The sequence below is a fragment of the Streptococcus hongkongensis genome (assembly GCF_053206145.1).
The window spans coordinates 32,783-57,471 of sequence record NZ_JBRUGD010000001.1 but is presented as its reverse complement, the minus strand read 5'-3'; the positions used below and the strand labels follow the sequence as shown (position 1 = coordinate 57,471).

The window sequence follows — 24,689 nt, the reverse complement described above, 5'->3', positions numbered from 1 at the left end:
TTCTAATAGTTTTTACTTAGCTGATAGAGCAGCCATTGTAATGTAGTTATATGGTTTGTTAAAGTGTGGAAGGAAGAAAATATCCATCAAAGCAAGCTTTTCAATCGTTACTTTTTCTTGAATAGCTAGTGAGAACATATGAATTCCCATTGAAATATCTTCTTTTGAAACCATTTGACAACCTAAGATAACACGGCTATCTTTATCATAGACAATTTTAATTTCAACGACATGGTTGCCGTGTTTGATAAACTCAGGTTTTTGGAGATCGTTAAAGCCAGTCTCTAACGCATTAAATCCAGCTTCTTTTGCTTTTGCAAGGGTTAAACCTGTTGAAACCATATTTAGACCATAGATTGAAATACCGTTTGACCCTTGAACTCCAACTCCTTCAAGTTCATGTCCACAAGCATTATGTGCTGCAACAATACCTGTACGAACAGCATTTGATGCTAATGCGATGTAGTTAACATCTTGGCGGGCGTTGTCGTAAATCGTTGCACAATCACCGATAGCATAAACACCTTTCATACTTGTTTCTTGTTTTTTATCTACAATCCATGCACCATTTGGTAATGTATCAAGTTTCCCTTGACCAAGTCCAGTATTCGGTTTGAAACCAACTGCCATGATAACCATATCAACGTCAAAGCTAGCTTTATCTGTCACGATACGTTCAACTTTGCCATCACCCTCTACAGCTTGCAAGGTATGGCCAAAGGCTAGTTGAATACCATGGTCCTCTAGGTTTTTACTCATAAGGTCTGTGAATTCACGATCGTAATAACCACCCATACATGTTTCAGCAATGTCAACAAGGACAACTTCTTTGCCTTTGCGTTGGAATGCTTCTGCTAATTCTACACCAATATAACCAGCACCAACAACTGCAATTTTATCAAGGCCAGGTTTGGCTAATTTTTCAATAACGTCAGCTGAATTTTGATACAACTTAACAAATTGTAGATTTTCTAAAGTCGCTTTGAATTCAAGTGACTCTTTATCTAATTCAACTCCCTTGATTGGAGGAATAATTGGTTGTGAACCTGTTGCTAAGATAAGTTTATCATATGTTTCGTGATGCTCTTTTCCATCAACTAAAGCTGTTACAACTTTTTGGTCGAAATCAATGTTTAAAACTGGTGATTCCATATAAACCTTGGCACCTAAAGACTCTAATTCTTCTTTGTCAGAATAAAATAGTCCTTCTGGTCCATCAATTTGTTCACCAATCCATAATGCCATTCCACAACCTAGAAAAGAAATATTAGAATTTTGATCGAATGTGACAATTTCATTGTCAGATCCGTAATTATTTAACATTGTTTTAATGGAAGCTGTTCCTGCGTGGTTAGTTCCTACGACGACGATTTTTGCCATATATATTGTTCCTCTTTTCACAATTTTTAGTTAGGCCTTCATTATAGCATAGGAAAAATGGACTACAAAAGAATATGCTCACCATTTCACAAAATCATAAGTTCCCAAAATGTCCTAAACTAGGCGATTTTTCGTGTTTAAGTGAAAAAGAACACAAAATAAACCGCTAATGTTTGTGAATTCACAAACACTAAACGAATTTAATTTATCTTTTGTTCAGAATTTTCAATTATATTTTTTTATCAAAAAAACTGACTCGTTTTTTAGAACTGGTCAGTTTTCTTATTAATGGTTTAAACTAATGACATGAGTTCAATGAGATAAAGATTAAATTTAACTTCTCTAGAATAGTAGATATTTCCACCATTTTTATATAATCTGCCACCAGAAACAAGGGCTAGGGGGTGATAATAGAAATAAGTTTCACCACTTGTATTACCTAAACTTGGAGCAACTACTGTTCTTGAATAGCCTTTTGCTAAGGAAATCGTATTTTCTCCACCGTGTTGAGCAACATAATCAATATAGGATGTTCCAAAATTGTAGGCTTGAACTGCAGTCCATGAATCAACCTGTGCTTTCTTGGCTAAGTCTAGATTATGTGATAAGAGCTTAACACCATGGCTAATACTTGTTTGACTATCTGTAATTGAATTGGTTGTACCAGTACTACTTTCACTGGCTTGCATGACATCTGCTTCACCGCCCTTTGTTTCAGTGTAAATCATAGCTAGGACGAGATTAACATTTGCGTTGGTATTATTCTCAGCTAGTGTTTTCTTAACGAGATCTTTGTATTGCAAAACATTGTGAACGTTCTTATAGGTAATGGACACTTGAAAGATACAAAAAATGAAAACAACCAGAAAAATAACACGTTTGAAAAATTTCAACATTTATTTATTCTTGATATCCTCTATATTTTTAATCAAGATTGAATAAGTTCCGTCATCATTCATAATGAATTCAACTGAATCAGCATCTTGATAAACTGTATTTGGTACAATCAGCTCAATCCCATTTGAAAGTGATAGTTTTTGACTTTCAAATTTCTTAATCTGTCTAGAGTGGTCGATGTCACTTACTTGAATTGGTTCTGGAATACTTTCTTTAACCTGATCAACAAAAGTTAAGCGTGCAGTCAAATTATTATCGAAAAGCTGATCTGCCAGTTTTTCAGGGGATAATTCGGCCTCTTCTTCTAGATTTTTATAAATAGCTGATTTGACTTTCGATTGAAAAGCAAAATCATCCTGATTAAAGTTTTCAGCAATCTTTTGTGCAGTCTGTTCTAGGGTTTTGATTGATTTTTTTACAGATTGCTTAGGTTTCACTTTCAATAAATTTTCAGAAAAATAATTCTCAAAAGAGCCATTATGTTTCACTCTTTTTTCAATCAAATAGTAAGAATTAGCCTGTAAGTTAATCACTAATGCTTCATCTGGTGCTTGTGTAGCAGATGGGAGATTATTTTGAGTGATACTAAATGGGTTCTCCTGACTCTCAGCCATATGAGCAAAACTTTCTTTCAATGCAATTCGTAAGAATGCAAAGTAAGGTTGACCTTCTTTATCAAATTGAAGAAAGACCAGATCATTCGTTTTCTGGTCTTCTGAAATAACAAACTCTTCTTTCCAAAGCGTAGCCACTTGCTGACTTGAACTAATAAAATCATCTGTAATTAGCTCTCTAAAAACATTATCGGCTTCAAAATGACCACGTTTGGCATCATCTGAAAAGACTTTAGCTAATTTCTTTCTGAAATACTCATCAATCCGTGGCGTAATATTAACGAGACCATCTGATAAAAACAGTTCCGTATCATTAGGTGAGAATTGATGAATAACAATTTTTTTAATATATATATCTAACATGTTTTATAAGTTTTCATATAAAGGGAAGGCATCCGTAATGGAACGAACATCTTGACGAACCTGATTTAAAACTTCTTGCTTATCGTGGTTTACAAGCGCAGTAATGATTAATTGGGCAATTTCTTTACTTGCTGTCACATCCATCCCACGACTGGTAATAGCTGCGCAGCCAATTCTAATCCCTGAAGTCTTAAATGGTGACAAAGTTTCATATGGAATTGAATTCTTATTGAGGGTGATATTAACGTCATCAAGAAGATTTTGAGCCAATTTACCATTAGCAATGACCTTTGTCACGTCTACTAAGAAGACATGGTTATCAGTTCCACCCGAAATCACACGAAAACGTTCATCTGCTTCAAAGACTGATGCCATTGCTGCCGTATTATCAATGATAGCTTGAGCATAGTCTTTAAAGGCTGGATCAAGAGCTTCTTTGAACGAGACAGCTTTTGCAGCAATGACGTGCTCAAGTGGACCACCTTGCATACCAGGGAAGACCGCAGAGTTAATTCTTTTAGCAATCGCTTCATCGTTGGTAAGAATCAGTCCACCACGGGGACCTCTCAGAGTTTTATGAGTTGTAGAGGTTGTAATGTCTGCATATGGTACTGGACTTGGGTGAAGGCCTGCGGCAACTAATCCCGCAATATGAGCCATATCAACCATTAAATAGGCTCCGACTTGGTCGGCAATTTGACGGAATTTCGCAAAATCAATTGTACGTGAATAGGCTGAAGCACCTGCGACAATTAGTTTAGGATTAACTTCTTTTGCTTGCTGTAAAATAGCTTCATAATCAAGCATTTCAGTGTCTTTATCAACATTGTATCCTACAAAATTATATGTTTTACCAGAGAAATTTACAGGGGAACCATGTGTTAAATGACCGCCAGCAGCTAAATCCATTCCAAGGACGGTGTCCCCAGCCTCGATTAAAGCCGTATAGGCAGCAGCATTTGCCTGACTACCTGAATGAGTTTGGACATTAGCAAATTTTGCTCCAAATAATTCTTTAGCACGTTCAATGGCTAAATTTTCAACAACATCGACATGTTCTGTTCCACCATAATAACGATTGCCTGGGTAGCCCTCCGCATACTTGTTTGTCAGAACAGAGCCCTGAGCCTTCATAACAGCTTTTGAAACAACATTTTCAGAGGCAATTAATTCAATATTATGTTCTTGTCTTTCTTCTTCAGCATGAATAGCATCCCAAAGTTCTTTATCATATTCTTGGTAGTTTTCTTTATCAAAAATCATTTGTTTTTACCTCAATTCTTTCAAAAAGCGTTTTTGTAATTTATCAGATTTATAACCCAGATGCTCATAAAAAGCATGCGCTTCTGTACGGCTTTCTCCTGAGTTCAAACGAATATAATTAACCTTGTTATTTTTAGCAATTTCTTCAACTGCACTTATTAATTGGCGCCCTATGCCTTGACCTTGGTAGTCTGGTAAGACAGCAAGTCCAAGAATATTATAAACCGTAGGGGCATAGGTGGTTTGATAGAGCTGAATGTGACAATAGCCCACTAGCAAGTTCGATAGATCATCAGTGTATCCAATTAGGATATGATCAGCATTCTCTAAAACAGACTTCAGTCGTTTTTGGCAATCCTCTAAAGAAAAAGAATACCCTAAAGATTTATTATTAATTTCTTGCAACTGTATAGCATCAGTTAGACTGAACTTTCTAATCATAAGTCACCTCAAAATTCTAATTCTGGAACCTTAGCTAGTAATTCTTCTTTGGTTATTGCCCCTTGGCGGAGGATTTTAACGGTATCACCTGAAAGATCAATAATTGTCGAGTCTTGACCTGTCAAAGCAGCATCATCAGCATAGCCAGAAACTTGGTCATTAAAAGCTTTTATAATTGCTTCAAAGGTTTTTCCACTCTCATCACCTGAAATATTGGCAGAAGGACCAATCAATGGACCTGTTTCTCTAATAATTTGACTAGTGACAGAATGCTTTGGCATTCGAAATCCTATAGTCCTTTTGCCAGAATTAATCCAGGTCGGAACCTTATCGTTAGCCTTTAATATAATGGTTAAAGGCCCAGGTAAAAAGGTTTCAACGAGCTTTTTTAAATAGTCTGGCTGATCTTTTGAAAAGGTTAGGATATCTTGATAAGAGGCAACATTTAAATTCATTGCCTTATCTCTGGTTCTCTGCTTTAAATGGTAGACATAGTCCACTGCTGCTTCATCCATAGCTTTGGCAAATAGGCCATAAACTGTTTCAGTTGGTAAAACGACTGCTTGCCCAGCTTCAATTACCTCTGTCAGGTCTTTCATGATCGATCACTACCATCCTATCTTTACCAAAATAATCTTGTAAAAGTCTGACTCTATAGTCAGGTAACATCACTTTTGCTAATTTCATTAAGTCTTGACCCTGTTTGTAGCCAATTTCGAAATAGAGACTAGCATTTTCAGCCATGTAATCTTTTGCTTGTTTCAAAATAGCTCTGTAAATCGCAAAGCCATTTTCTTCAGCAAACAAAGCAAGATGTGGCTCAGAGTACCAGACATTCAATCCAACCTCCTCCTTATCCTCGACGGCAATGTAAGGTGGGTTAGATACAATGATATCATATTTCCCAAAAATTTCACGAAAGAGATCCGAATGTAGGAAATTAATTTCTAAACTGAGCTGTTTAGCATTTTCCTGCGCAAGGCTTAAGGCATCAAGAGAGATATCAGCTGCATCAACCTGCCAGTTAGGCCGCTCTTTTTTTAGGCTCAGAGCAATCGCTCCGCTACCCGTACCGATGTCAAGGACACGAAGAGGTTCATTCCCGTGCTCCTTTAGAATGAGTGAAACCAGTTCCTCCGTCTCAGGCCTAGGAATGAGAACCCGTTCGTCAACTGTCAGAATCAAATCCCGAAAATAGGCTTTACCTGTGATATATTGAGGTGACCGGTGGTCCTTTAATTGCCTCATAATATCTTGAAAAAGTAACTGATCCTCTATAGAAACTTCCTTATTTTGATGAAGAAGGAAATCTAAAGAAGACCAGTTTTTTAGTTCTCTAAAGACATAACTGATATTTCCTGGATCTTCACCGACCACTGTCAATTCCGTTTGGTAGTGGGCAATGGTTTGTGCATAATTCATTAGTTATTGAGTTCTTCTAATTTTTGTGTTTGGTCATAAAGAACCAAAGCATCAACAACTTCATCCATTTTTCCAGATAAAATCGTATCTAATTTTTGAAGCGTCAGACCAATTCGGTGGTCTGTCACACGATTTTGTGGGAAATTATAGGTACGAATACGCTCTGAACGATCTCCAGTACCAACTGTTGATTTCCGTTCCGCATCTTGCTCATCTTGAGCAATTTGAGCAAAATGGTCTGCAACACGCGCACGAATAATTTTCATTGCCTTGTCTCTATTTTTTTGTTGCGTTCTTTCTTCTTGCATTTCAACTTTAATATTAGTTGGAATGTGAACCATACGAACGGCTGTTGCTACTTTATTGACGTTCTGTCCACCGGCTCCTGAGGCATGGTAGATATCGACACGTAAATCTTTTGGATCAATCTCATAATCAACTTCTTCCACTTCAGGCATCACTAAAACTGTGGCCGTTGACGTATGAACACGCCCTTGACTTTCTGTCACTGGTACACGTTGAACACGGTGGGCACCAGATTCATATTTCAATTTTGAGTAAACCGATTGTCCAGAAACCATGGCAACAACTTCTTTAATGCCGCCAACACCATTATAAGTAGCTTCCATGACTTCAAAGCGCCAGTTTTGGCTTTCTGCAAACTTTTGATACATAGTTAATAAATCACCAGCAAATAAAGCAGCTTCATCACCACCTGCTGCACCACGGATTTCTAAGATAATGTTTTTATCATCATTTGGATCTTTTGGCAGAAGTAATATTTTTAATTCTTCTTCATAAGTTTCCTTAGCTGCTTTTGATTCTTTCAGTTCTTCTTTTGCCATCTCTTCGATGTCTGCATCACCACCTGAATCTTTAATCATTTCTTCCGCATCAGCGATTGCTTGGATAACATCTTTATATTTACGATAGACATCAACTGTTTCACGTGTACTTGCTTCTTCTTTTGATAATTCCATGAATCGTTTGGTATCTGAAACAACTGCTGGGTCACTTAATAATTCGCCTAGCTCTTCATAACGATCTTCGACAGCCTGTAACTGATCATATATGTTCATACTTGTGGGTGTCTCCTCTACTTTTCTTTCTTACTTTTCACCTAACATCGGGGGATGAAAATAATGCTTACGACAAACAGGGATATAGGTTTCATTACCCCCAATTTGAATCTGCTCACCAGCATAAACTGGAATACCATCTTTTGTCCGAAGGACCATAGTGGCTTTTTTACTACAGTACTGACAAATTGTTTTAATTTCCTCAATTTTATCTGCTAGTAATAACAAATATTTAGAGCCTTCAAATAGCTCATTTTGGAAGTCATTCTTTAAGCCAAAAGCCATAACAGGAACATCAAGTTCATCAACTACTCTTGCTAAATCATAGACATTAGATTTGGATAAAAACTGACTTTCATCAATGAGGATACAATATGGTTTTTTCTCAAAACTCTTAATATAAGTAAAGATATCCATTTGGTCATTGATCGGAATAGCTTCGCGCTTCATCCCAATGCGACTAGATACAACTCCGAAACCATCTCTAGTATCTAAAGCACTGGTCATGATAACGACTGGTTTGCCTTGCTCCTCGTAATTGTGTGCCACTTTCAAGATTTCAATTGTCTTGCCAGAATTCATTGTCCCATATTTATAATATAACTGAGCCATTTTCCTATAATCTTTCTAAAATTTCCCGATCAGTTTCACGCTATTGTTTTGGCCTGACTGACTCACTCACTCTATCCAATCTTCCTATCAGCAGTTCCCTAATTCTTTCAAAACACATTAGATCAACCTTAACAGCTCCCCAACTTCACTCATTAAAGTAAAGAAAGTTAGTTAACCTAATTGGGGCTAAACTGTTCAGTAGCAACCATTTACTCACTTGTAAAGGCCTACCAAAATTAGACAAAATTCTTTTACAATTATACCATATTTTCAGACAATTTGCTCTGCCTTTTCGACTTTCTTATGATAATTTCAATTGGGAAAACAGCCTAAAAAAGATTAGCCTGCCTTTTTCTAGACTGTAAAATAAATTCACCTGTTAACTATGCTGTAAGTTTTTAAAGCAGCAACACTAGTTTTCTTACATTAATAATTCTGTCAACGATTCCACATCTCATAATTATGCTATAGCAAAAAGACTTAGTCCTATACTATACAGAACTAAGTCTTTTATTTTTTATACCTTACTTTATTTTTTGAACAAAGCAGTTTTGGGGTTAATACTCTGGGTTATATTTATAGTATAACCATTTCCCAATTTGTAAAACGATGCAGTAAGCTATTACAATTAGAATCCACCAAAGCAGGAATCTTGCTTCGACATGATTCAAGCTAATCATATCGCCTAGTCGTGTACTAATCAAAATACCTCCGACCACAAATGCACCGATTGTAGATAAGAAAATTGGCATTGCGGCACGGCTTTTTACAAACGGTAATTTCCGCGTTCTTAAAATATGAAACGCTAAGGCTTGTGTTGCCAAGGATTCTATGAACCAACCAGATTGGAACAATGGTGATTGATGAAGACCATGATAGCCCATTACAAACCATAGTATCGCATAAGTTGTGATATCAAAAATAGATGATAATGGCCCAAGTGTAAAAGCAAATTTTGCTAATCCACTTGTTCCCCATTGGACAGGTTGAGCAATTTCTTCTTCATCGACATGATCCCAAGGTGTTGTTAATTGAGAAATATCATAAATTAAATTAAGGGTTAGCAGTTGAGTGGAGAGCATTGGTAAAAATGGTAAAAATGCTGAAGCTACTAAAACTGAAAAGACATTACCAAAATTTGATGACAGGGTGATTCGCAGATACTTCATCATATTAGAAAAGACTTTTCTACCTTCGATCACACCCGTTTCTAATACCTGAAGCGATTTTTCTAATAGGATAATCGTACTAGCATCTTTAGTAATATCAGCAGCCGTATCTACAGATATGCCAACATCTGCTGCCCTCAAAGCTGGAGCATCATTGATCCCGTCTCCCATAAAACCAACAGTATTTACAGTACGTAAAATTTCAATAATTCGTGACTTTTGAAGGGGTGATAATTTGGCAAAAAGATGTGCTTCCATTGCCGCATCAAATAAGGTTTGGTCATCCATTTGATCGATATCTGTACCTAAATAGTATTTATCGACAGGAATACCAACATCATCACAAACTTTTTTGGCGACAATTGCATTGTCTCCAGTTAATACTTTTACGGCAACACCATGCCCATGTAAGCCAGTAATAGCTGATTTGGCACTTTTCTTAGCTGGATCTAAAAATCCAAGAAAACCAATCAGTGTCATCTCTTGTTCACTATTTTCATCAAAGTTTTCTAATTCTTCTTCTGTCAATAATCGTTGAGCAACGGTAAGCACGCGCATCCCATCTAAGTTCATTTCCTTATTAACGAGTCGGAAAGCTTCTCTTTTTTCTGGCGTAATTGGGATGTCAACACCATCAACTCTCATATGCGTGCAGATAGATTCCATTTCTTCTACTGCACCTTTAGTGACCATAAGTATTTTATCATCTTCTCGTACAACAACAGATAAGCGACGACGTGAAAAATCAAATGGGATTTCGTCGACTTTTTCCATCCGAGAATAATTAAACTCGCGAGGGTGTTTATTGAAATATTGGATGATAGCAATATCCATCAAATTTTTCCAACCTGTTTGGAAATATGAGTTGATAAAGGCCGCATGTAGGACATGACGTTTCTTTTCTCCCAACGGCCCTACATACGACATCATCACAACCCGGTCTTCGGTAATTGTCCCAGTTTTGTCTGTACAAAGGATATTCATCGATCCTAAGTTCTGGATAGCCGATAATTGCTTAACGATAACTTTCTTTTTGGAAAGTGCAACGGCACCTTTAGCTAGATTGGTATTAACAACCATTGGTAACATTTCCGGAGTTAATCCAACTGCGACAGCTATTGCAAAGAAAAAGGCACTCAGTGCTGAATCTTTAGTCATCCAATTAATGACAAAAACGATAGGAAATAAAATGAGAACGATGGTCATCAAGAGTCGCGAAATACGATTCAAGCCTTTGTCAAAAGAAGATTGGACGCGAGCTGAGCTAGATGACTTAACAGCTATATCCCCAAACATCGTTTGACTACCAGTTTTAACAATCAGGATTTCACCCGTCCCAGAAAGGACATCTGTCCCCATAAATAGAATATTTGGCGCATCAATAGAAGACATAGTTGACCAATCAAGATCCTCATCTGCATCTAAATCAGCGACAAGTCTTTTTTCAACGGGATAGGATTCTCCTGTCAAGCTAGACTGATTAATAAATAAATCCTTTGAATGAAGCAAGATAGCATCTGCTGGGATCATATCGCCCGTATGGAGACGAATAATATCACCTGGTACCACTTCATCCATGGGAACTTCTCGAAACTCACCGTCACGTCTTACGTTTGTTGTATTTTCAATCATTTCCCGAAGCGCATTTGAAGCTTTTTCACTTTTATACTCTTGGACAAAGGAAACACTTGCTGATAGAACTATCATCACACACATATAGATAGCTGGTTCAATTTCGCCAGTTAGTACCGATACAATAACCAAAAATGCTAAGACTAAGGAAAAGGGATTTCGAAAGGCATGCCAAAGGATGATGTACCAAGGTGTCAATTTTTGTGAAGCAATAACATTTAATCCATAAGCTTCAAGTCGTTCTTGCGCATCATTACTAGATAAACCAGTAAAATTAGTGCCAAGTTTAGTGAATAACTCTTCTTGACTGAGTTGCGCAAGTAATGTAAGGTTATCATTTTTTTTAAGATTTAGTTTCTTTGCCATGATTACCTCTCCTTTTCAATTTTTGGTTTTCCTAAGTTTATCAGTATCTCTGAACCTTAGAACTTAATAGTTTTGCAAAAGGAGCACATCAAAAACATTTTACCTTTAAAATGGCTTTGATTTGCTATATTATACAACTAGTTATTAAAGAAAAATTGTGACCATTGACATCACCTAAAAGACTTTGCTTGAGACTTTAAATGAAAATTATCAAAAAATTTCTTTAACTCACTAATTCTAACACATATTATTTTCTTTGGCGATAACAAATCATCTTTTTTATAGTATAAAAACGCTTTTATTTTCACTCTAAATTTCTAATAAAAAATATAGGCTTTTTGGGATGAAAGGTGGTAGAATATAGAATAGAAAGAAGGAGACAATTATGCCGTTTGTAACAATTGATTTATTTGAGGGGCGTACTCAAGAACAAAAAATAGAACTAGCTCGAGAAGTCACTGAAGTTGTTTCTCGTATTGCCAATGCCCCTAAAGAAAATATCCATGTCATGATTAATGATATGCCAGAAGGAACATATTTCCCTGCTGGAGAAATGAAACTAAAAAATTAATCTAAAGGGGCAACTTAGCCCCTTTTGTACATGGTTACACTACGGTTTAGAAAGGATATCAAATGTTTGCAAAAGAAAAATTAAGACTGATGGGTACCATCATTGATATTGAAATTAATTCTGCTAAAGCAGAGCAACAGATAGCGACAGTCTGTAACTTATTTGACATCTATAAAAACCGTTTTAGTGCTAACGATGACGACTCAGAGTTAATGGCTATTAATCATGCTGCAGGTAAACATGCTATATCTGTTCATCCTGATTTGTTTGAACTCATTGCTATTGGTAAAGAACAAAGTTTTGGACTAGCTAATAATTTAAATATTGCAATTGGACCTCTCGTTCAGACCTGGCGTATTGGTTTTTCAGATGCCAAGCTCCCCGAGGAGCATATCATAAAAAAGGCCTTAAATTTAACTGATCCAAGCAAGATCGAACTTTTCCCAGAAAATCATTCTGTTTTTCTCAGTCAAGAGGGTATGAAAATTGACCTAGGTGCCTTAGCCAAAGGCTATATCGCCGATAAAGTAATGGATTATCTGATTTCAGATGGCATTGAATCTGCACTTTTAAATCTTGGTGGCAATGTTTTAGTGCACGGAAAAAATAAAAACCGTCCAGATGGACGCTTCTATATTGGCATTCAAGATCCTAATAAAAAGAGGGGGAACAATCTTGGAATTGTCAAGATTGAAAACCAATCTGTCGTCACTTCAGGTATTTACGAACGTCATTTGACTGTTAATGGTAAACGATATCACCATATCTTTGACCGTGACACTGGTTACCCAATTGAAACAGATATGGCTAGCTTAACGATTATTGCAGATAAGTCTTTAGATTGTGAAATTTGGACAACTCGCCTTTTCGGCATTAACCCGATGCAAGCCTATCATATTATCAATGGTTTAGATGGTGTTGAAGGTATTATCATCACCAATCACGGTACGATAGCCAAAACTGATGGTCTAAAAGGTAACTTCCGCTACCTATACTAATTCAAAAAGCTCAGCAATAACTGAGCTTTTTTGTTTATCCATTTTGATTTTTGTTAAATATAAGATTTAATACAACTGCTGTTACTGTTGCAATGACAATTCCATTGGTCAAAAACATATTTGCTGTTGATGGAAGACTTGCAAATAAATTAGTCCCATTAAAGCCAACACCTGCTGCGATGGACACCGCTGCGATGATGAAATTATGTTCATTGCCTGCAAAATCGACACGGTTTAACATTTGCATTCCTTGTAGTGCAACCATACCAAATAATACTAACATGGCGCCACCTAGTACTGGGCTTGGAATCATTTGAGCAAGGGCACCAAATTTTGGCAAAAGACCAATGACAATCAAGAAGATTGCTGTGTAGTAAATCGGACGGCGAGTCTTAATGCCAGATAAACGGACGAGACCAACGTTTTGAGAGAATCCAGTATAAGGGAAGGTATTAAATAATCCCCCCAATAAGACAGCCATCCCTTCGGCACGGTAACCATTTCTAAGACGTGTACTATCTAATTTATCATCAGTAATATCTGATAAAGCTAGATAAACACCTGTTGATTCTACCATTGAAACTATAGCTATGATACACATCATGACAATAGATGTGATTTCAAATTTTGGGGCACCAAAATAAAATGGAGTCGGAATATGAATCCAAGGCGCACTTGCAACTGCTGTTGTGTCAACTAAGCCCATAACTGCTGCAATGACTGTTCCAAATACCAAACCAATCAAAATAGCTATAGACTTAATAAATCCAGTCGCAAATTTTTGAATAAAAAGTATGATGAAGACAGTTAGTAAGGCAAGAATCACACTTTCCCCAGTTGGTTTAGGACTATTATTACCCATATTCCCCATCGCTACTGGGATAAGCGACAAACCAATCGTTGTGATAACCGAACCAGTAACAATTGGTGGGAAAAAACGAGCAATTTTAGAGAAAACACCTGCAATCAAAATGACGAAAATACCTGAAGCAATCAAAGCACCAAACATTGCGCCAGAACCCTGGTGTGCGCCAATAATTGATAAAGGTGCAACTGATTGGAAGGCACAGCCTAAAACTACTGGCAATCCGACACCAAATTGTTTATTTAGTTGTAACTGCAAAAATGTCGCAATTCCACACATAAAAATATCCGTAGAAATTAAATACGTTAGTTCTTTTGCAGAATAGCCAAGGGCACCTGCAATCATGATGGGAACAAGAATTGAACCAGCATACATGGATAATAAATGTTGTAGCCCCAAGATAGCTGATTGTGAGTGTGAATGTTGCTCTGTGCTTGACATTATGCGTCGGCCTCCATAAAGTTTAATTTGCCATTTTCAAAGTTTTTGATGCGTGCCAATGAAGTAACTTTGACTCCTTGATTTTCAATGACTTGACGACCATCTTGGAATGATTTTTCAATGACAATGCCAACTCCTTTGACAGTGGCACCTGCTTGCGTAATAATATCAATTAAGCCTTTTGCAGCTTGGCCATTAGCTAAAAAGTCATCAATAATCAAAACCTTATCTGTAGTTGTTAAAAACTTACTAGCAATTGATACGGTGCTTGTAACTTGCTTCGTGTAAGAATAAACTTCAGCTGTCAAAATACCTTCTGTCATGGTAATATTTTTATGTTTCTTAGCAAAAATCATCGGAACATCCAATGCTTCTGCCACATAGATCGCAGGAGCAATTCCTGATGCTTCAATTGTGACAACTTTAGTAATACCAGCTTCAGTATACGCTTTGGCAAAAACACTTCCTATTTCTTTCATCAGTTTGTAATCAACTTGGTGCGTCAGAAAGCTATCTACTTTTAAGATATTCTCCCCAAGAATAGTGCCATCTTTTAGCATGCGATCTTCTAGTAATTTCATGATTTTCCTCTCTTTTTTTGAAAACAAAAAAAGCTCGCTGCAAAACAAAGGGAAAAGCCCCTTTATTTTGCTAGGTTAAAAAACCAAGCAAGCTCTCTAAGCTCACTTATTGTTAGACATTACGGTGTCTTGTAGAAACACTGCGCCAATTCACAGTATAAATAAGTAAAATGTTATGTAATATTATATAGTCTACACTATATGAGACGTGAATGCAATACTTTTTAGATTTGATCGCCATTCCAAATGGAATTTTTAACAATAACGTAGTCAACTCGGCGAAGACCATCTAAGTCCGTTCCGCCAGCATATGAAATAGATGACTGTAAATCTTGTCGCATTTCAGTTAACGTATCTGATAAATGACCTTTTGTTGGTAAGAGAATTTTCTTTCCTTCAACGTTCTTGTGCTCACCTTTTTGGTATTCTGAAGCTGAACCATAATATTCTTTAAATGTTTCTCCGTCAACTTCGACTGTTTTACCAGGGCTTTCAATATGACCAGCAAATAAAGAGCCGATCATAACCATTGAGGCACCAAAACGAATTGATTTAGCAATATCGCCGTGTGTACGAATCCCACCGTCAGCAATAATTGGTTTACGAGCAGCTTTAGCACACCAACGAAGTGCAGCTAATTGCCATCCACCAGTACCGAAACCAGTTTTAACTTTTGTGATACAAACTTTACCTGGACCTATTCCAACTTTAGTTGCGTCAGCACCAGCATTTTCTAATTCGCGAACTGCTTCAGGAGTTCCCACATTACCTGCAATGACAAAAGTCTCAGGTAATTCTTTTTTGATATGTTTAATCATATCAATAACACTATTAGCATGCCCATGGGCGATATCAATTGTTATGAACTCCGGCGCATCTTCTTTTAATGATGTCACAAAATCATATTCATAAGTTTTAACACCTACTGAAATTGAAGCAATTAAATCTTGCTCATGCATGCGTTTAATAAAAGGTTTACGACTTGCTTCGTCAAAACGATGCATAATGTAGAAATAACCGTTTTTTGCAAATTGTTCTGCGATAGATTCATCCATAATTGTCTGCATATTAGCAGGAATTACTGGCAATTTAAATGTGTATTTACCAAGTTTAACACTTGTATCTGCTTCTGAGCGACTGCTAATGATACATTTATTAGGTATCAATTGGATATCTTCATAATCAAATACAGGCATGTCATTAAACATAAGGTTTCTCCTTTTGAAAGTAATCTGAGACTACTTTTTTCTTTAAAATGACCATCCTATGACCTCTTAAAAAGAGACATCGCTAGGTAAAAACTTACCCTTCCTTATACCAGTCTATACTTACGTTATTTTTTTGTCAAATAATTAGATAAATAATATTTAAACGTTCGGAAATTTCAAAAATCTAGTTCTAGGAGAGCTAGACCAAAATAACAAACAATAGTGATTAATCGCTCAAATCCTGTCCATTTGATGCAATGACTTTCTTATACCAATAGAAGGAATCTTTTCTGTACCTTTTTTGCGTTTTCAGATCAAATTCATCACGGTCAACATAAATGAAGCCATAACGTTTTTTAATCCCTTCATGCGTTGAAATCAAATCAATGGCTGACCATGGGTTGTAACCAAGCATGTCAACACCATCAGAAATAGCTTCTTGAATTTGTGCAACATGAGCACGTAGATACTCAATCCGATAAAGATCGTGTACTTTGCCGTCTTCTGTTAGGGTATCGTATGCACCCAAGCCATTTTCAGTGACTAAAAGTGGTAATTGGTAACGGTCATAAATTGTACGAAGAGTTGCACGGAAACCAACTGGATCAATTTCCCATCCGAACTCAGTTTTAGGCAAGTTAGAATTAGATACTGCACGGTAAAAACCAGGTTCAGTCAACATTGTTTGTTGGTCAGACTCTTCTTCTCCCAAAGCGAAGTCTTCCGCACAATATTCAACTGTAGATGAATTATAGTAGTTGAAAGCAATGAAGTCAGGCTTCGCATTTTTCAGAGCTTCTGCATCACCATCTCTAAAGGTCGGTTGCACATCATGGTGCCCAAGGTAAGCCCAAACTAAATTGTTGTATCTTCCATGCACAGCCATGTCCAAATAAAGCCAGTTACGGATAGCATTAGCATTTTGTGATGCAATAACGTCCTCTGGTTTGTTGGAATTAGCATAAATGAGTGAAATATTTGGAGCTGGACCAATTTTTGCTTCAGGAAGCATCTCATGACACATCACCATTGCTTTAGCTTGTGCGACTAGTTGGTAATGGTTTTGTTGGTAAATTTCACGTTTTACATTAGTTGTATCTTCAGGTAAGTGTAAGGTTCCGATAATTGGACCAGCTAACGTAAGGACATTTTGTTCATTAATTGTTAACCAATAGTTAACGCGATCTCCGTAACTTTCAAACAACAATTTTGCAAACTCTAAAAACCAGTCAACAGAATCAGGATTTCCCCATGATCCTCGCTCATCAAGTGCTGCTGGCATATCGAAATGGAACATAGTAACGATTGGTTCAATCTCATATTTGAGACATTCATCAATTAATTGGTTATAAAATTCGATACCTTCTTGGTTGACACGACCAGTTCCTTCTGGAAGTAGACGAGACCAAGAAATTGAAAAACGATAGGATTTGAAGCCCATTTCTGCCATCAAAGCAATATCTTCCTTAAAATGGTGATAGTGGTCAACCGAAACAGATAAATCAGATGTTCCTTCTGGAATTTCTTTGACATCTTGACAAGAAGGGCCTTTGCCGTAGTCTAAAGCTGCTCCCTCAACTTGATAGGCTGATGTTGAGGCTCCCCAAAAAAAGTTTTCAGGAAATGGTTTTAGCGTTTTGTGAAACATATAGTAGTCTCCTTTTTAATGATTACCTCTATTATAACTTTAGATTAATTTGAAATCTAATGGTATACACGGCATTACTGATAGTATGCTACGGTCTAAAAAAAGAGCTATGAGCTCTTTTTGTGTTATTTAATCAATTTTTCTTTGACAAGGTAATCGTGAGCTACTTTACTAGCATCCTTTCCTTGAACCGAAACTTGATAATTCATTTTTTGCATTTCTTCCTCAGTAATTTTACCTGACAATTTGTTGAGGATTTTTTTAATCTCTGGATGTTTTTTAATCAAAGCTTCTTTCATCAAAGGTGCACCCTGATAAGGGGGGAAAAGATGTTTATCATCTTCAAGAACTTGTAATTTATATTTAGTCAATTCAGCATCTGTTGAGTAGGCATCCGTTATCTGAATCTTTCCAGCCTCGATCGCTTGATAACGTAAAGCTGGTTCCATTGTAGAAACAGATAAGTTGAGATCATATAAATCACGAAGTCCCATATCACCATCTGGACGGTCCTTAAATTCCAAGGTAAAGCCAGCCTTCAATTCAGACTGATAATTCTTTAAATCAGAAATTGTCCTAATATTCTTTTCTTTGGCAATTTTTTGGGGAATTGCTACCGCATAAGTATTTTGATATTGGAAAGGTTTCAAGTAGGCAAGATGATCTTGTTTAGCAATGCCATCTTTTGCTTCTTTATAAACCGTTTTAGGATTGTTAGATAAAGCAAATTTCTCATTAAGGAGACTTGATGTGATCGTACCAGTAAACTCTGGGTAAATATCAATATCACCAGACTTAAGAGCTTGATATAAGAAAGTAGTCTTACCAAAGTTAGGTTTTAAGTCAACCTGTAAGTCTGACTTTTCTTCAATCATTTCTTTGTAGATATTAATGAGAATCTCAGGCTCAGCGCCTAATTTACCAGCAATTATGATGGTTTCAGATTTCTTACTGATAGAATTAACCATACTTGGTAAATAAGAAGAGAATAAACCAATAACAATGACAGCAAAAGCAAGGATAATTTTTTTCAGTGAAGCCTTTTCCAAATACTGCAAGATACTATTAAATAAAATGGCCAAAAGAGCTGATGAAATGGCACCTATCAGAATTAAATTAGGATTGTTGCGATCAATTCCTAATAAAATAAAGGCACCTAGTCCCCCTGCTCCAATTAATGCTGCTAAGGTTGCTGTTCCGATAATCATAACAGCTGAGGTACGGACACCTGACATAATAACTGGCATGGCAATTGGGATTTCAAATTTTTTCAGTCTTTCCCATTTGGTCATCCCAAAAGCAGTCCCAGCTTCCACTAAACTTGGTTCGATTCCATTTAAGCCAGTGATTGTATTTTGAATAATCGGAAAGATAGCATAAATAACCAATGCTGTTACTGCTGGGATTGTCCCAATCCCCATTAAGGGAATAAATAAACCAAGCAAGGCTAGCGAGGGAATGGTCTGAAAAATCCCGGTAATCTGTAAAACAATATCGGACCACCGTTTACTTTTACTGAGTAAACTTGCCAAGGGAATGCCAATTAAAATCGCAATCAATAGTGCGATCAAAGAAATTTGTAAATGTTCTAGTAGAGCTTTCAACCACTCACCAAAACGGTTATGAAATGTCAATACTAAATCAGTCATTAGCATCACCTCCAAAAAGACTAGCCACAAAGTCATTAGCCGGATGAGCAATAATGGCTTCTGGTGTATCAACTTGGATAATTTGTCCCTTATCAAGAATAGCTACGCGATCTCCCAATTTTACTGCTTCTTTGATATCATGCGTTACAAAAACAATAGTCATATCAAATTCACGATGCAAGTCTAGCATCAAATCTTGTAATTGTTTCTTAGAAATAGGATCCAGGGCAGAAAAAGGTTCGTCCATCAGTAAAATTTTAGGATGGGAAATGATTGCACGCACAATGCCAACACGTTGTTGTTCTCCTCCAGATAAATCTTTCGGGTAACGGTGCATATAATCCTCAGGATTAAGACCTACTTTGCCTAAGAATTCCTTAGTCTTTTCAGCAATTTCTTCTTGCGACCATTTTTTCATTTCAGGCACTAAGGCAATGTTCTCCGCTACAGTTAAATTGGGAAAGAGAGCAATTTGCTGTAAAACATAGCCCATTGAAAGTCGCATTTCCCTTAAATCATAGTCTTTTTGTGGCTTTTTATTGAGTAATATCTCCCCAGAGCTTGGCTCAATTAAGCAATTAATCATTTTTAATAAGGTTGTTTTCCCAGAACCACTTGATCCGACTAAAACATAAAATTCACGGTCGTTGACTTGAAAGCTTTGTTCCTGTAAAACAGTTGTTTCACCAAATACTTTTGATACTTTATTAAATCGAATCATAAATTCTCCATTTCTTTGATTACAGTTGCTGTATACTTCTCCATGAGAGTGATCAATAATTCTCTCTCCTTCTCATCTAATGAGCCGATGGCATGCAATTCACATTCCTCTAACGGTTGAATGATTTTTTTTGCAAAGGAGTGACCATCTTCAGTCAGAAAAATAAGGCGTTGCCGCTTATCTTCATTCCTTGATTGCATTGTCACATAGCCTTTTTGCATCCAATTTTTGATTGTTGCATTGATAACTTGCTTGGTTGAAAATGTTTTATGGCACAAATATTTTTGAGTCACACCTTGCGGATTATGATAAATCCACAGTAAAATTTGAAGACTTTTCCCTTGCAAGCCATGTTGCCTGGCATATAATTCATAGTTACTGATATAGCTATCAAATGATTTCACCAATTCCTTAGACATCTTTTTAAGTTTCATTATTAGACTCTCCCTATTAAAACAGTTGCTTTACCAAAACCATGTTTCTTTTAATAAAGGCATAAGTGGTTGTAACTTTTTTTAATGCGTCAGTCACTAACTGATTAAACTAACCAACTAGACTAGGTTTATTCTTGTATTCTAAAAGGCTGCAACCTTAAACTAAAATCTTACTTTTAGTCTATTCCTTACTGCGCAGTAAGTCAATTATTTTGACCACTTCAACCTTAAAAGATTAGATAAGTATTCAAACAGGACTATAAAGATTAAGACAAACAAAAAGTCGATGAAAAATCACCGACTTGATGTTTTAGAGAAGTCCTAATTTTTCAAAAGCCTTGTAAAGACCATCTTCTTCGACGTCATCTGTAATCATATCCGCCATTGCTAAAATTTCAGGGCCACCATTTCCCATAGAAACACCTATTTCACAATATTCTAACATCGGGATATCAATTTTAGCATCACCAAAAGCAATGGTATCTTTTTTATCCTTTTGTAAATGCTTTAGAAGGACATCTATTGCATGAGCCTTTGTAATGTTTTTAACACCAAGGTCACCAAAAAGTGCAGTTTCCCCACGTCCTCCCCAAGTATTAGCCATTAATTCAGGAAACTCCTCTTTAGAATCTAAATGATCTTGGTAAGAGTTTAAAATGAAGGATACTTTATTTAAATCATCACGATAAAGTTCTCCACCATACACAAGGCCATGTAAAGCATCTTCGGCTTCCATACCTTGTACTTCCTCTAAGGTTTTACCTTTTCGCATAACATAAGTTTGCATAACTGGGCGAGCCGCATCTTTAAAGTTCTCACTAGCAAAAAGTCCATTATTAGATTCTAGGTAAAACTCTAACCCTCGCTCATGTAACCAATCAACAATATGTTTAGTCTCTTCCTTTGAAATTAATTGATGCATGATGACTTGCTCATGGTATTCAACATATGAGCCATTACCACCGATCATTCCATCAATGCCAATAGACCAAATTTCATCTTGCATTTCTGCACGGCTACGTCCCGTAGATACCAAAACTAAATGGCCATTTGCACGTGCTTTTTGAATGGCACTAATAGCTGATTCCGGAATACGATTATGGTAATCGACCAAAGTTCCATCAACATCTAAAAAGATAATTTTTTTTGACATGTATTCACCTCAATAATTTCTTAAGAAGATTATACTATTCAATTGCACTTTTAACTAGGCTTTTAGTGTTATATGATGATACTATTCTATGAAATTTCAGCCAAGACTTTAAAGTCAGTAAAATTGCTATTTCTCAAAAAAGTCGCTATTATGATAATATGACAACAAGATATAACATTTTAGCCCTAAATCCGGCATCTAGTAAGGAACACGATTTATTTTATCACTTCCTCCAAGAAGCATTTTCTCACCTATTTCAGGTGACTATTTCAGCTTCTTTTCCTATGGAAAATAGCGGAGACTTCCATGCAGTTTTTAGTGATAACAAAGACACTACAATACCACTACCTCAACTCATCTTTACTAATGCAGAGCTCAATAATCCTGACTTTTTATCATCAGAAGGCCGGGTGGATATCAAACAGTTCTCAACTCTAAATCAAAAAATAACGAGCTTTTATCTGACACTATCAGAGCAAGTGCTAAACCATTTCCCATTTCAAATTCGGCAAGCTGATTATTCCGGTCACATTACTTATCATAACCATCAGTTTAATGGGAGTTTCTTTGAAGATGATGACACACAGGTAGAACCTTGGATTTATAAACAATTGCATCAATCAACCAGTCCAGCTACTAAACATTTTCTATTAGCATCTGCTTCTGCCGATCATATCTACTATCAAACATACCAAGCAGTAAAGAATAAAGAGGGACACTATATAGGAAGCATTGATTATATTCAGGACATCAAACCTATCTTGGCTGATTATTTAGAGGAAACAGCACAAGCTATTGTGGGATGGTCAGATGTCATCTCTGGTCCCTCCATTTCAGACGATCTCTAAAAAAGAGCTCAGCTATTGAAAAAGCCTTAATCTCAGATTAAGGCTTTTTCTCATGCAATGACGTGACGTTTTTTTAAATAAATGATATTGATAAACGTAACAACTACAAAAACTAAAATGAAGTATACAGCATTGCGTCCACCAATACTTTCACCATTTAAATGTTGACTAGCTTGACCTAAGGCAAAGAATTGTGAGGAAACGGCAGTAGCAAATGCTCCTGCAAATTGTTGAAGGGTATTTAAAACACTATTACCATCTGCTTCTACATGCTTTTCGAGTTTAGATAAGGCTGAGGTAATCATATTACTGGCACCAATTCCCATTCCTGCTTTTACCAAAATGTCTGACCCAAGTAAAAACAGAGTTGATTTGCCCATTAGTGCTACTGACATCAAACCTAGCCCAAGGATTGAAAGGAATAAGCCAAAGAAAAGTGGCTTAAAGGCTCCCATACGGTCTAAAATATGTCCAGATAATGGATAAAGGATTGCTGCTAAGATCGCACCTGGGAACATAAAGAGCCCCGCATTAACAGATCCTGTCTTCAACACTAACTGTAAATGGTTAGGTAGTATAAAAGATAAGCCTAAAGGAATCATTTGGTAGGTTAAAACACCAAATAGAAGAATCACATAAGGTTTGTTTTTAAAAACAGTGATATTTAATAAGGTATTTTTTTTATTAAATGTATAGAACAAAAAGAATGATACTAAACTGATAATTAGCAAAACCAAAGATAATTGCTCAATAGCAATTAATAGAGTTGACAATGCAATTCCCAAAACAGCAAAAGCTAGCCAATTAACTTTCTCAATGATTGGAACGCTTCTACTTGGAATAGATCTCAATCCGAAAAAGGTTGATAGGAGTATCAATGGAAACAGCATGATAAAAATCATTTGCCAACCCATGTAAGCTAAAATAATACCACCATAGCTTGGTCCAATTGCTGGCGCTAGTGAAGTAGTCATGGTTGCTACCCCCATCACTAGTCCCCTCTTTTCAAAATCAACTCGACTCATTATGATATGAAAGAGTAACGGCAAGGCAATACCAGTTCCCATACCTTGTAAAACTCGCCCAATCAATAAAATAGCTAAGCTTGGAGCAATGCTATCAATAGCCATCCCAAGTAGAAATAAACTATTAGCTAAGATAAAGATATGTCTTTCTGAATAATTTCTGATTAAATAAGCAGACAGAGGAACAATAACGGCAACTGCTAATAAATTAGCTGTCGTTAACCACTGAATTGCTGCAGGTCCAACTGAGAAAAGTGACATTAACTCTGGGAAGGTGACATTCATTGATGTTTCAATTAAAACACCACAAAAGCTTAAGATGGCTGTGGAAATAATTGCTGGCATAACATGCCATTGATTTGTTTTCATAGTTACCTCGATAGACGATAGATTTAAGTTAGTAGATAATCACTACAAAAGGGCACTAGAAATAATCTCAGTACCCATTTAATTGCTTCAATTAAATTTATATTGTATTGCCGTTAGAGCACTATCTATTCTAACAGATAATAGCTAAGTTGAAAAGCCTATTTTTAAATGTTTTAATCTCTAAAGACTGGTTGTGGACCATAGGACTGACTCACAGGCATCATTTCAATCCGATTAATATTTACATGTTCAGGCTGATTAATAATCCAACTGACGGTATTAGCAATATCAACAGCTTGGATGGCATGTGCTCCTCTATAAATAGCGGCTACTCTTTCTTGATCTCCACCGAAGCGAACCGATGAAAACTCTGTTCCCTCACACAAACCAGGCTCAATAGTTGTCACTCTTATCTTTGTACCAGCTAAATCAGCTCGTAAATTTAATGAAAACTGTTTGACGAAAGCCTTAGTAGCTCCATAAATATTACCACCAGGATAAGGAATTGTTCCAGCTGTTGATCCCAAATTAATAATCATTCCACTATTTCTTTCGACCATTTGAGGTAGAATTTGTCTTGTCAAAAAAGTCAAGCCGACGATATTAGTATTAATCATCGTCATCCAATCTTCAAACTTCGCCTCATAAGCCTTATCCAAACCTATCGCTAAGCCTGCATTATTCACTAAAAGATCTATGGCACGCCATTCTTCAGGTAAAGACTCTAAGCCGTTTTTTACGATATCTATTTGAGTAATATCCATTTGAAGTGGGTAAACAGTTTCCTGACCAAATTGATTTTGTAGTTGATTTAATTTATCTAAGCGTCGGGCTATCATGATGACTTTATACCCATCTTCAACTAATTTGGCAACAATTGCTGTACCAAAACCTGCAGAGGCTCCTGTTACACAGGCTATTTTTTTTGACATATGTTTCT

At 36.5% G+C, this 24,689-nt stretch carries 23 protein-coding genes and 1 riboswitch; of the genes, 3 read left to right on the top strand and 20 right to left on the bottom strand.

Features of this window, described 5'->3' with window-relative positions; all coding sequences use genetic code 11:
- Positions 1–12 precede the first annotated feature (12 nt).
- The 10 genes from nox to mgtA form a co-directional block, all read right to left on the bottom strand.
- A complete protein-coding gene (gene nox / locus ACVRZD_RS00275; protein WP_037624491.1) occupies positions 13–1,380 on the bottom strand; it encodes a H2O-forming NADH oxidase in 1,368 nt (455 codons plus the stop codon).
- Between the two features lie 293 nt (positions 1,381–1,673).
- Positions 1,674–2,276 (bottom strand): lysozyme family protein, encoded by a 603-nt coding sequence (locus tag ACVRZD_RS00270; protein ID WP_037624489.1) that lies wholly within the window; start codon positions 2,274–2,276, stop codon positions 1,674–1,676.
- Positions 2,277–3,254, bottom strand: a complete 978-nt coding sequence (locus ACVRZD_RS00265) for a nucleoid-associated protein (RefSeq protein ID WP_037624487.1) — start codon at positions 3,252–3,254, stop codon at positions 2,277–2,279. It lies immediately after the preceding gene.
- Between the two features lie 3 nt (positions 3,255–3,257).
- Complete coding sequence (gene glyA, locus ACVRZD_RS00260; protein WP_037624485.1) at positions 3,258–4,517, bottom strand: serine hydroxymethyltransferase; 1,260 nt, start codon at positions 4,515–4,517, stop codon at positions 3,258–3,260.
- A 6-nt stretch (positions 4,518–4,523) separates the two neighbouring features.
- On the bottom strand, positions 4,524–4,958 hold the full coding sequence (locus ACVRZD_RS00255) for a GNAT family N-acetyltransferase (RefSeq protein ID WP_037624483.1): 435 nt from the start codon (positions 4,956–4,958) through the stop codon (positions 4,524–4,526).
- An 8-nt stretch (positions 4,959–4,966) separates the two neighbouring features.
- Positions 4,967–5,557: an L-threonylcarbamoyladenylate synthase gene (locus ACVRZD_RS00250; protein ID WP_037624481.1), complete on the bottom strand. Its 591-nt coding sequence runs from the start codon at positions 5,555–5,557 to the stop codon at positions 4,967–4,969.
- Positions 5,532–6,380, bottom strand: a complete 849-nt coding sequence (gene prmC, locus ACVRZD_RS00245; RefSeq protein WP_037624480.1) for a peptide chain release factor N(5)-glutamine methyltransferase — start codon at positions 6,378–6,380, stop codon at positions 5,532–5,534. The genes ACVRZD_RS00250 and prmC overlap by 26 nt, the downstream gene beginning before the upstream one ends.
- The gene (gene prfA / locus ACVRZD_RS00240) at positions 6,380–7,459 is read right to left on the bottom strand and encodes a peptide chain release factor 1 (RefSeq protein ID WP_037624478.1); all 1,080 of its coding nucleotides are present in this window, start codon (positions 7,457–7,459) and stop codon (positions 6,380–6,382) included. Before prfA ends, prmC begins: the two co-directional genes overlap by 1 nt.
- A 30-nt stretch (positions 7,460–7,489) precedes the next feature.
- Positions 7,490–8,071, bottom strand: a complete 582-nt coding sequence (locus ACVRZD_RS00235; protein WP_037624476.1) for a thymidine kinase — start codon at positions 8,069–8,071, stop codon at positions 7,490–7,492.
- Between the two features lie 557 nt (positions 8,072–8,628).
- Entirely contained in the window at positions 8,629–11,238 is a 2,610-nt protein-coding gene (mgtA, locus tag ACVRZD_RS00230) for a magnesium-translocating P-type ATPase (protein ID WP_037624474.1), read from the bottom strand.
- 385 nt (positions 11,239–11,623) lie between these two features.
- Here mgtA and ACVRZD_RS00225 point away from each other — a divergent pair, with 385 nt between their 5' ends.
- Both ACVRZD_RS00225 and ACVRZD_RS00220 read left to right on the top strand, forming a co-directional pair.
- On the top strand, positions 11,624–11,809 hold the full coding sequence (locus ACVRZD_RS00225) for a 4-oxalocrotonate tautomerase (protein WP_037624472.1): 186 nt from the start codon (positions 11,624–11,626) through the stop codon (positions 11,807–11,809).
- A 62-nt stretch (positions 11,810–11,871) separates the two neighbouring features.
- A complete protein-coding gene (locus ACVRZD_RS00220) occupies positions 11,872–12,807 on the top strand; it encodes an FAD:protein FMN transferase (RefSeq protein ID WP_037624470.1) in 936 nt (311 codons plus the stop codon).
- A gap of 34 nt (positions 12,808–12,841) precedes the next feature.
- Here the strand turns inward: ACVRZD_RS00220 and ACVRZD_RS00215 are convergent, their stop codons facing one another.
- The 8 genes from ACVRZD_RS00215 to ACVRZD_RS00180 all read right to left on the bottom strand — a co-directional run bounded on the left by ACVRZD_RS00215 (position 12,842) and on the right by ACVRZD_RS00180 (position 21,507).
- Positions 12,842–14,113, bottom strand: a complete 1,272-nt coding sequence (locus ACVRZD_RS00215; protein WP_037624468.1) for a nucleobase:cation symporter-2 family protein — start codon at positions 14,111–14,113, stop codon at positions 12,842–12,844.
- Complete coding sequence (locus ACVRZD_RS00210; protein ID WP_037624466.1) at positions 14,113–14,694, bottom strand: xanthine phosphoribosyltransferase; 582 nt, start codon at positions 14,692–14,694, stop codon at positions 14,113–14,115. Before ACVRZD_RS00210 ends, ACVRZD_RS00215 begins: the two co-directional genes overlap by 1 nt.
- A gap of 89 nt (positions 14,695–14,783) precedes the next feature.
- A riboswitch (purine riboswitch) is annotated at positions 14,784–14,879 on the bottom strand.
- Positions 14,880–14,918: 39 nt separating this feature from the next.
- Complete coding sequence (guaC, locus tag ACVRZD_RS00205; RefSeq protein WP_037624464.1) at positions 14,919–15,902, bottom strand: GMP reductase; 984 nt, start codon at positions 15,900–15,902, stop codon at positions 14,919–14,921.
- A 226-nt stretch (positions 15,903–16,128) separates the two neighbouring features.
- Positions 16,129–17,550, bottom strand: coding sequence for a glycoside hydrolase family 1 protein (locus tag ACVRZD_RS00200; protein WP_037624462.1), 1,422 nt, complete (start codon positions 17,548–17,550; stop codon positions 16,129–16,131).
- A gap of 125 nt (positions 17,551–17,675) precedes the next feature.
- The gene (locus ACVRZD_RS00195) at positions 17,676–19,199 is read right to left on the bottom strand and encodes an ABC transporter permease/substrate-binding protein (RefSeq protein WP_447450149.1); all 1,524 of its coding nucleotides are present in this window, start codon (positions 19,197–19,199) and stop codon (positions 17,676–17,678) included.
- Positions 19,192–19,920, bottom strand: a complete 729-nt coding sequence (locus ACVRZD_RS00190; RefSeq protein WP_037624459.1) for an ABC transporter ATP-binding protein — start codon at positions 19,918–19,920, stop codon at positions 19,192–19,194. Before ACVRZD_RS00190 ends, ACVRZD_RS00195 begins: the two co-directional genes overlap by 8 nt.
- Complete coding sequence (locus ACVRZD_RS00185) at positions 19,917–20,354, bottom strand: MarR family winged helix-turn-helix transcriptional regulator (protein ID WP_080730823.1); 438 nt, start codon at positions 20,352–20,354, stop codon at positions 19,917–19,919. Before ACVRZD_RS00185 ends, ACVRZD_RS00190 begins: the two co-directional genes overlap by 4 nt.
- Positions 20,355–20,664: 310 nt before the next feature.
- On the bottom strand, positions 20,665–21,507 hold the full coding sequence (locus ACVRZD_RS00180) for a Cof-type HAD-IIB family hydrolase (protein ID WP_037624456.1): 843 nt from the start codon (positions 21,505–21,507) through the stop codon (positions 20,665–20,667).
- Between the two features lie 158 nt (positions 21,508–21,665).
- Between ACVRZD_RS00180 and ACVRZD_RS00175 the strand changes: the two genes are divergently transcribed.
- The gene (locus ACVRZD_RS00175) at positions 21,666–22,355 is read left to right on the top strand and encodes a hypothetical protein (RefSeq protein WP_037624454.1); all 690 of its coding nucleotides are present in this window, start codon (positions 21,666–21,668) and stop codon (positions 22,353–22,355) included.
- A gap of 50 nt (positions 22,356–22,405) precedes the next feature.
- Here the strand turns inward: ACVRZD_RS00175 and ACVRZD_RS00170 are convergent, their stop codons facing one another.
- Both ACVRZD_RS00170 and ACVRZD_RS00165 read right to left on the bottom strand, forming a co-directional pair.
- Positions 22,406–23,749: an MFS transporter gene (locus ACVRZD_RS00170; protein WP_037624452.1), complete on the bottom strand. Its 1,344-nt coding sequence runs from the start codon at positions 23,747–23,749 to the stop codon at positions 22,406–22,408.
- 173 nt (positions 23,750–23,922) lie between these two features.
- The gene (locus ACVRZD_RS00165) at positions 23,923–24,681 is read right to left on the bottom strand and encodes an SDR family NAD(P)-dependent oxidoreductase (protein WP_037624450.1); all 759 of its coding nucleotides are present in this window, start codon (positions 24,679–24,681) and stop codon (positions 23,923–23,925) included.
- Positions 24,682–24,689 lie beyond the last annotated feature (8 nt).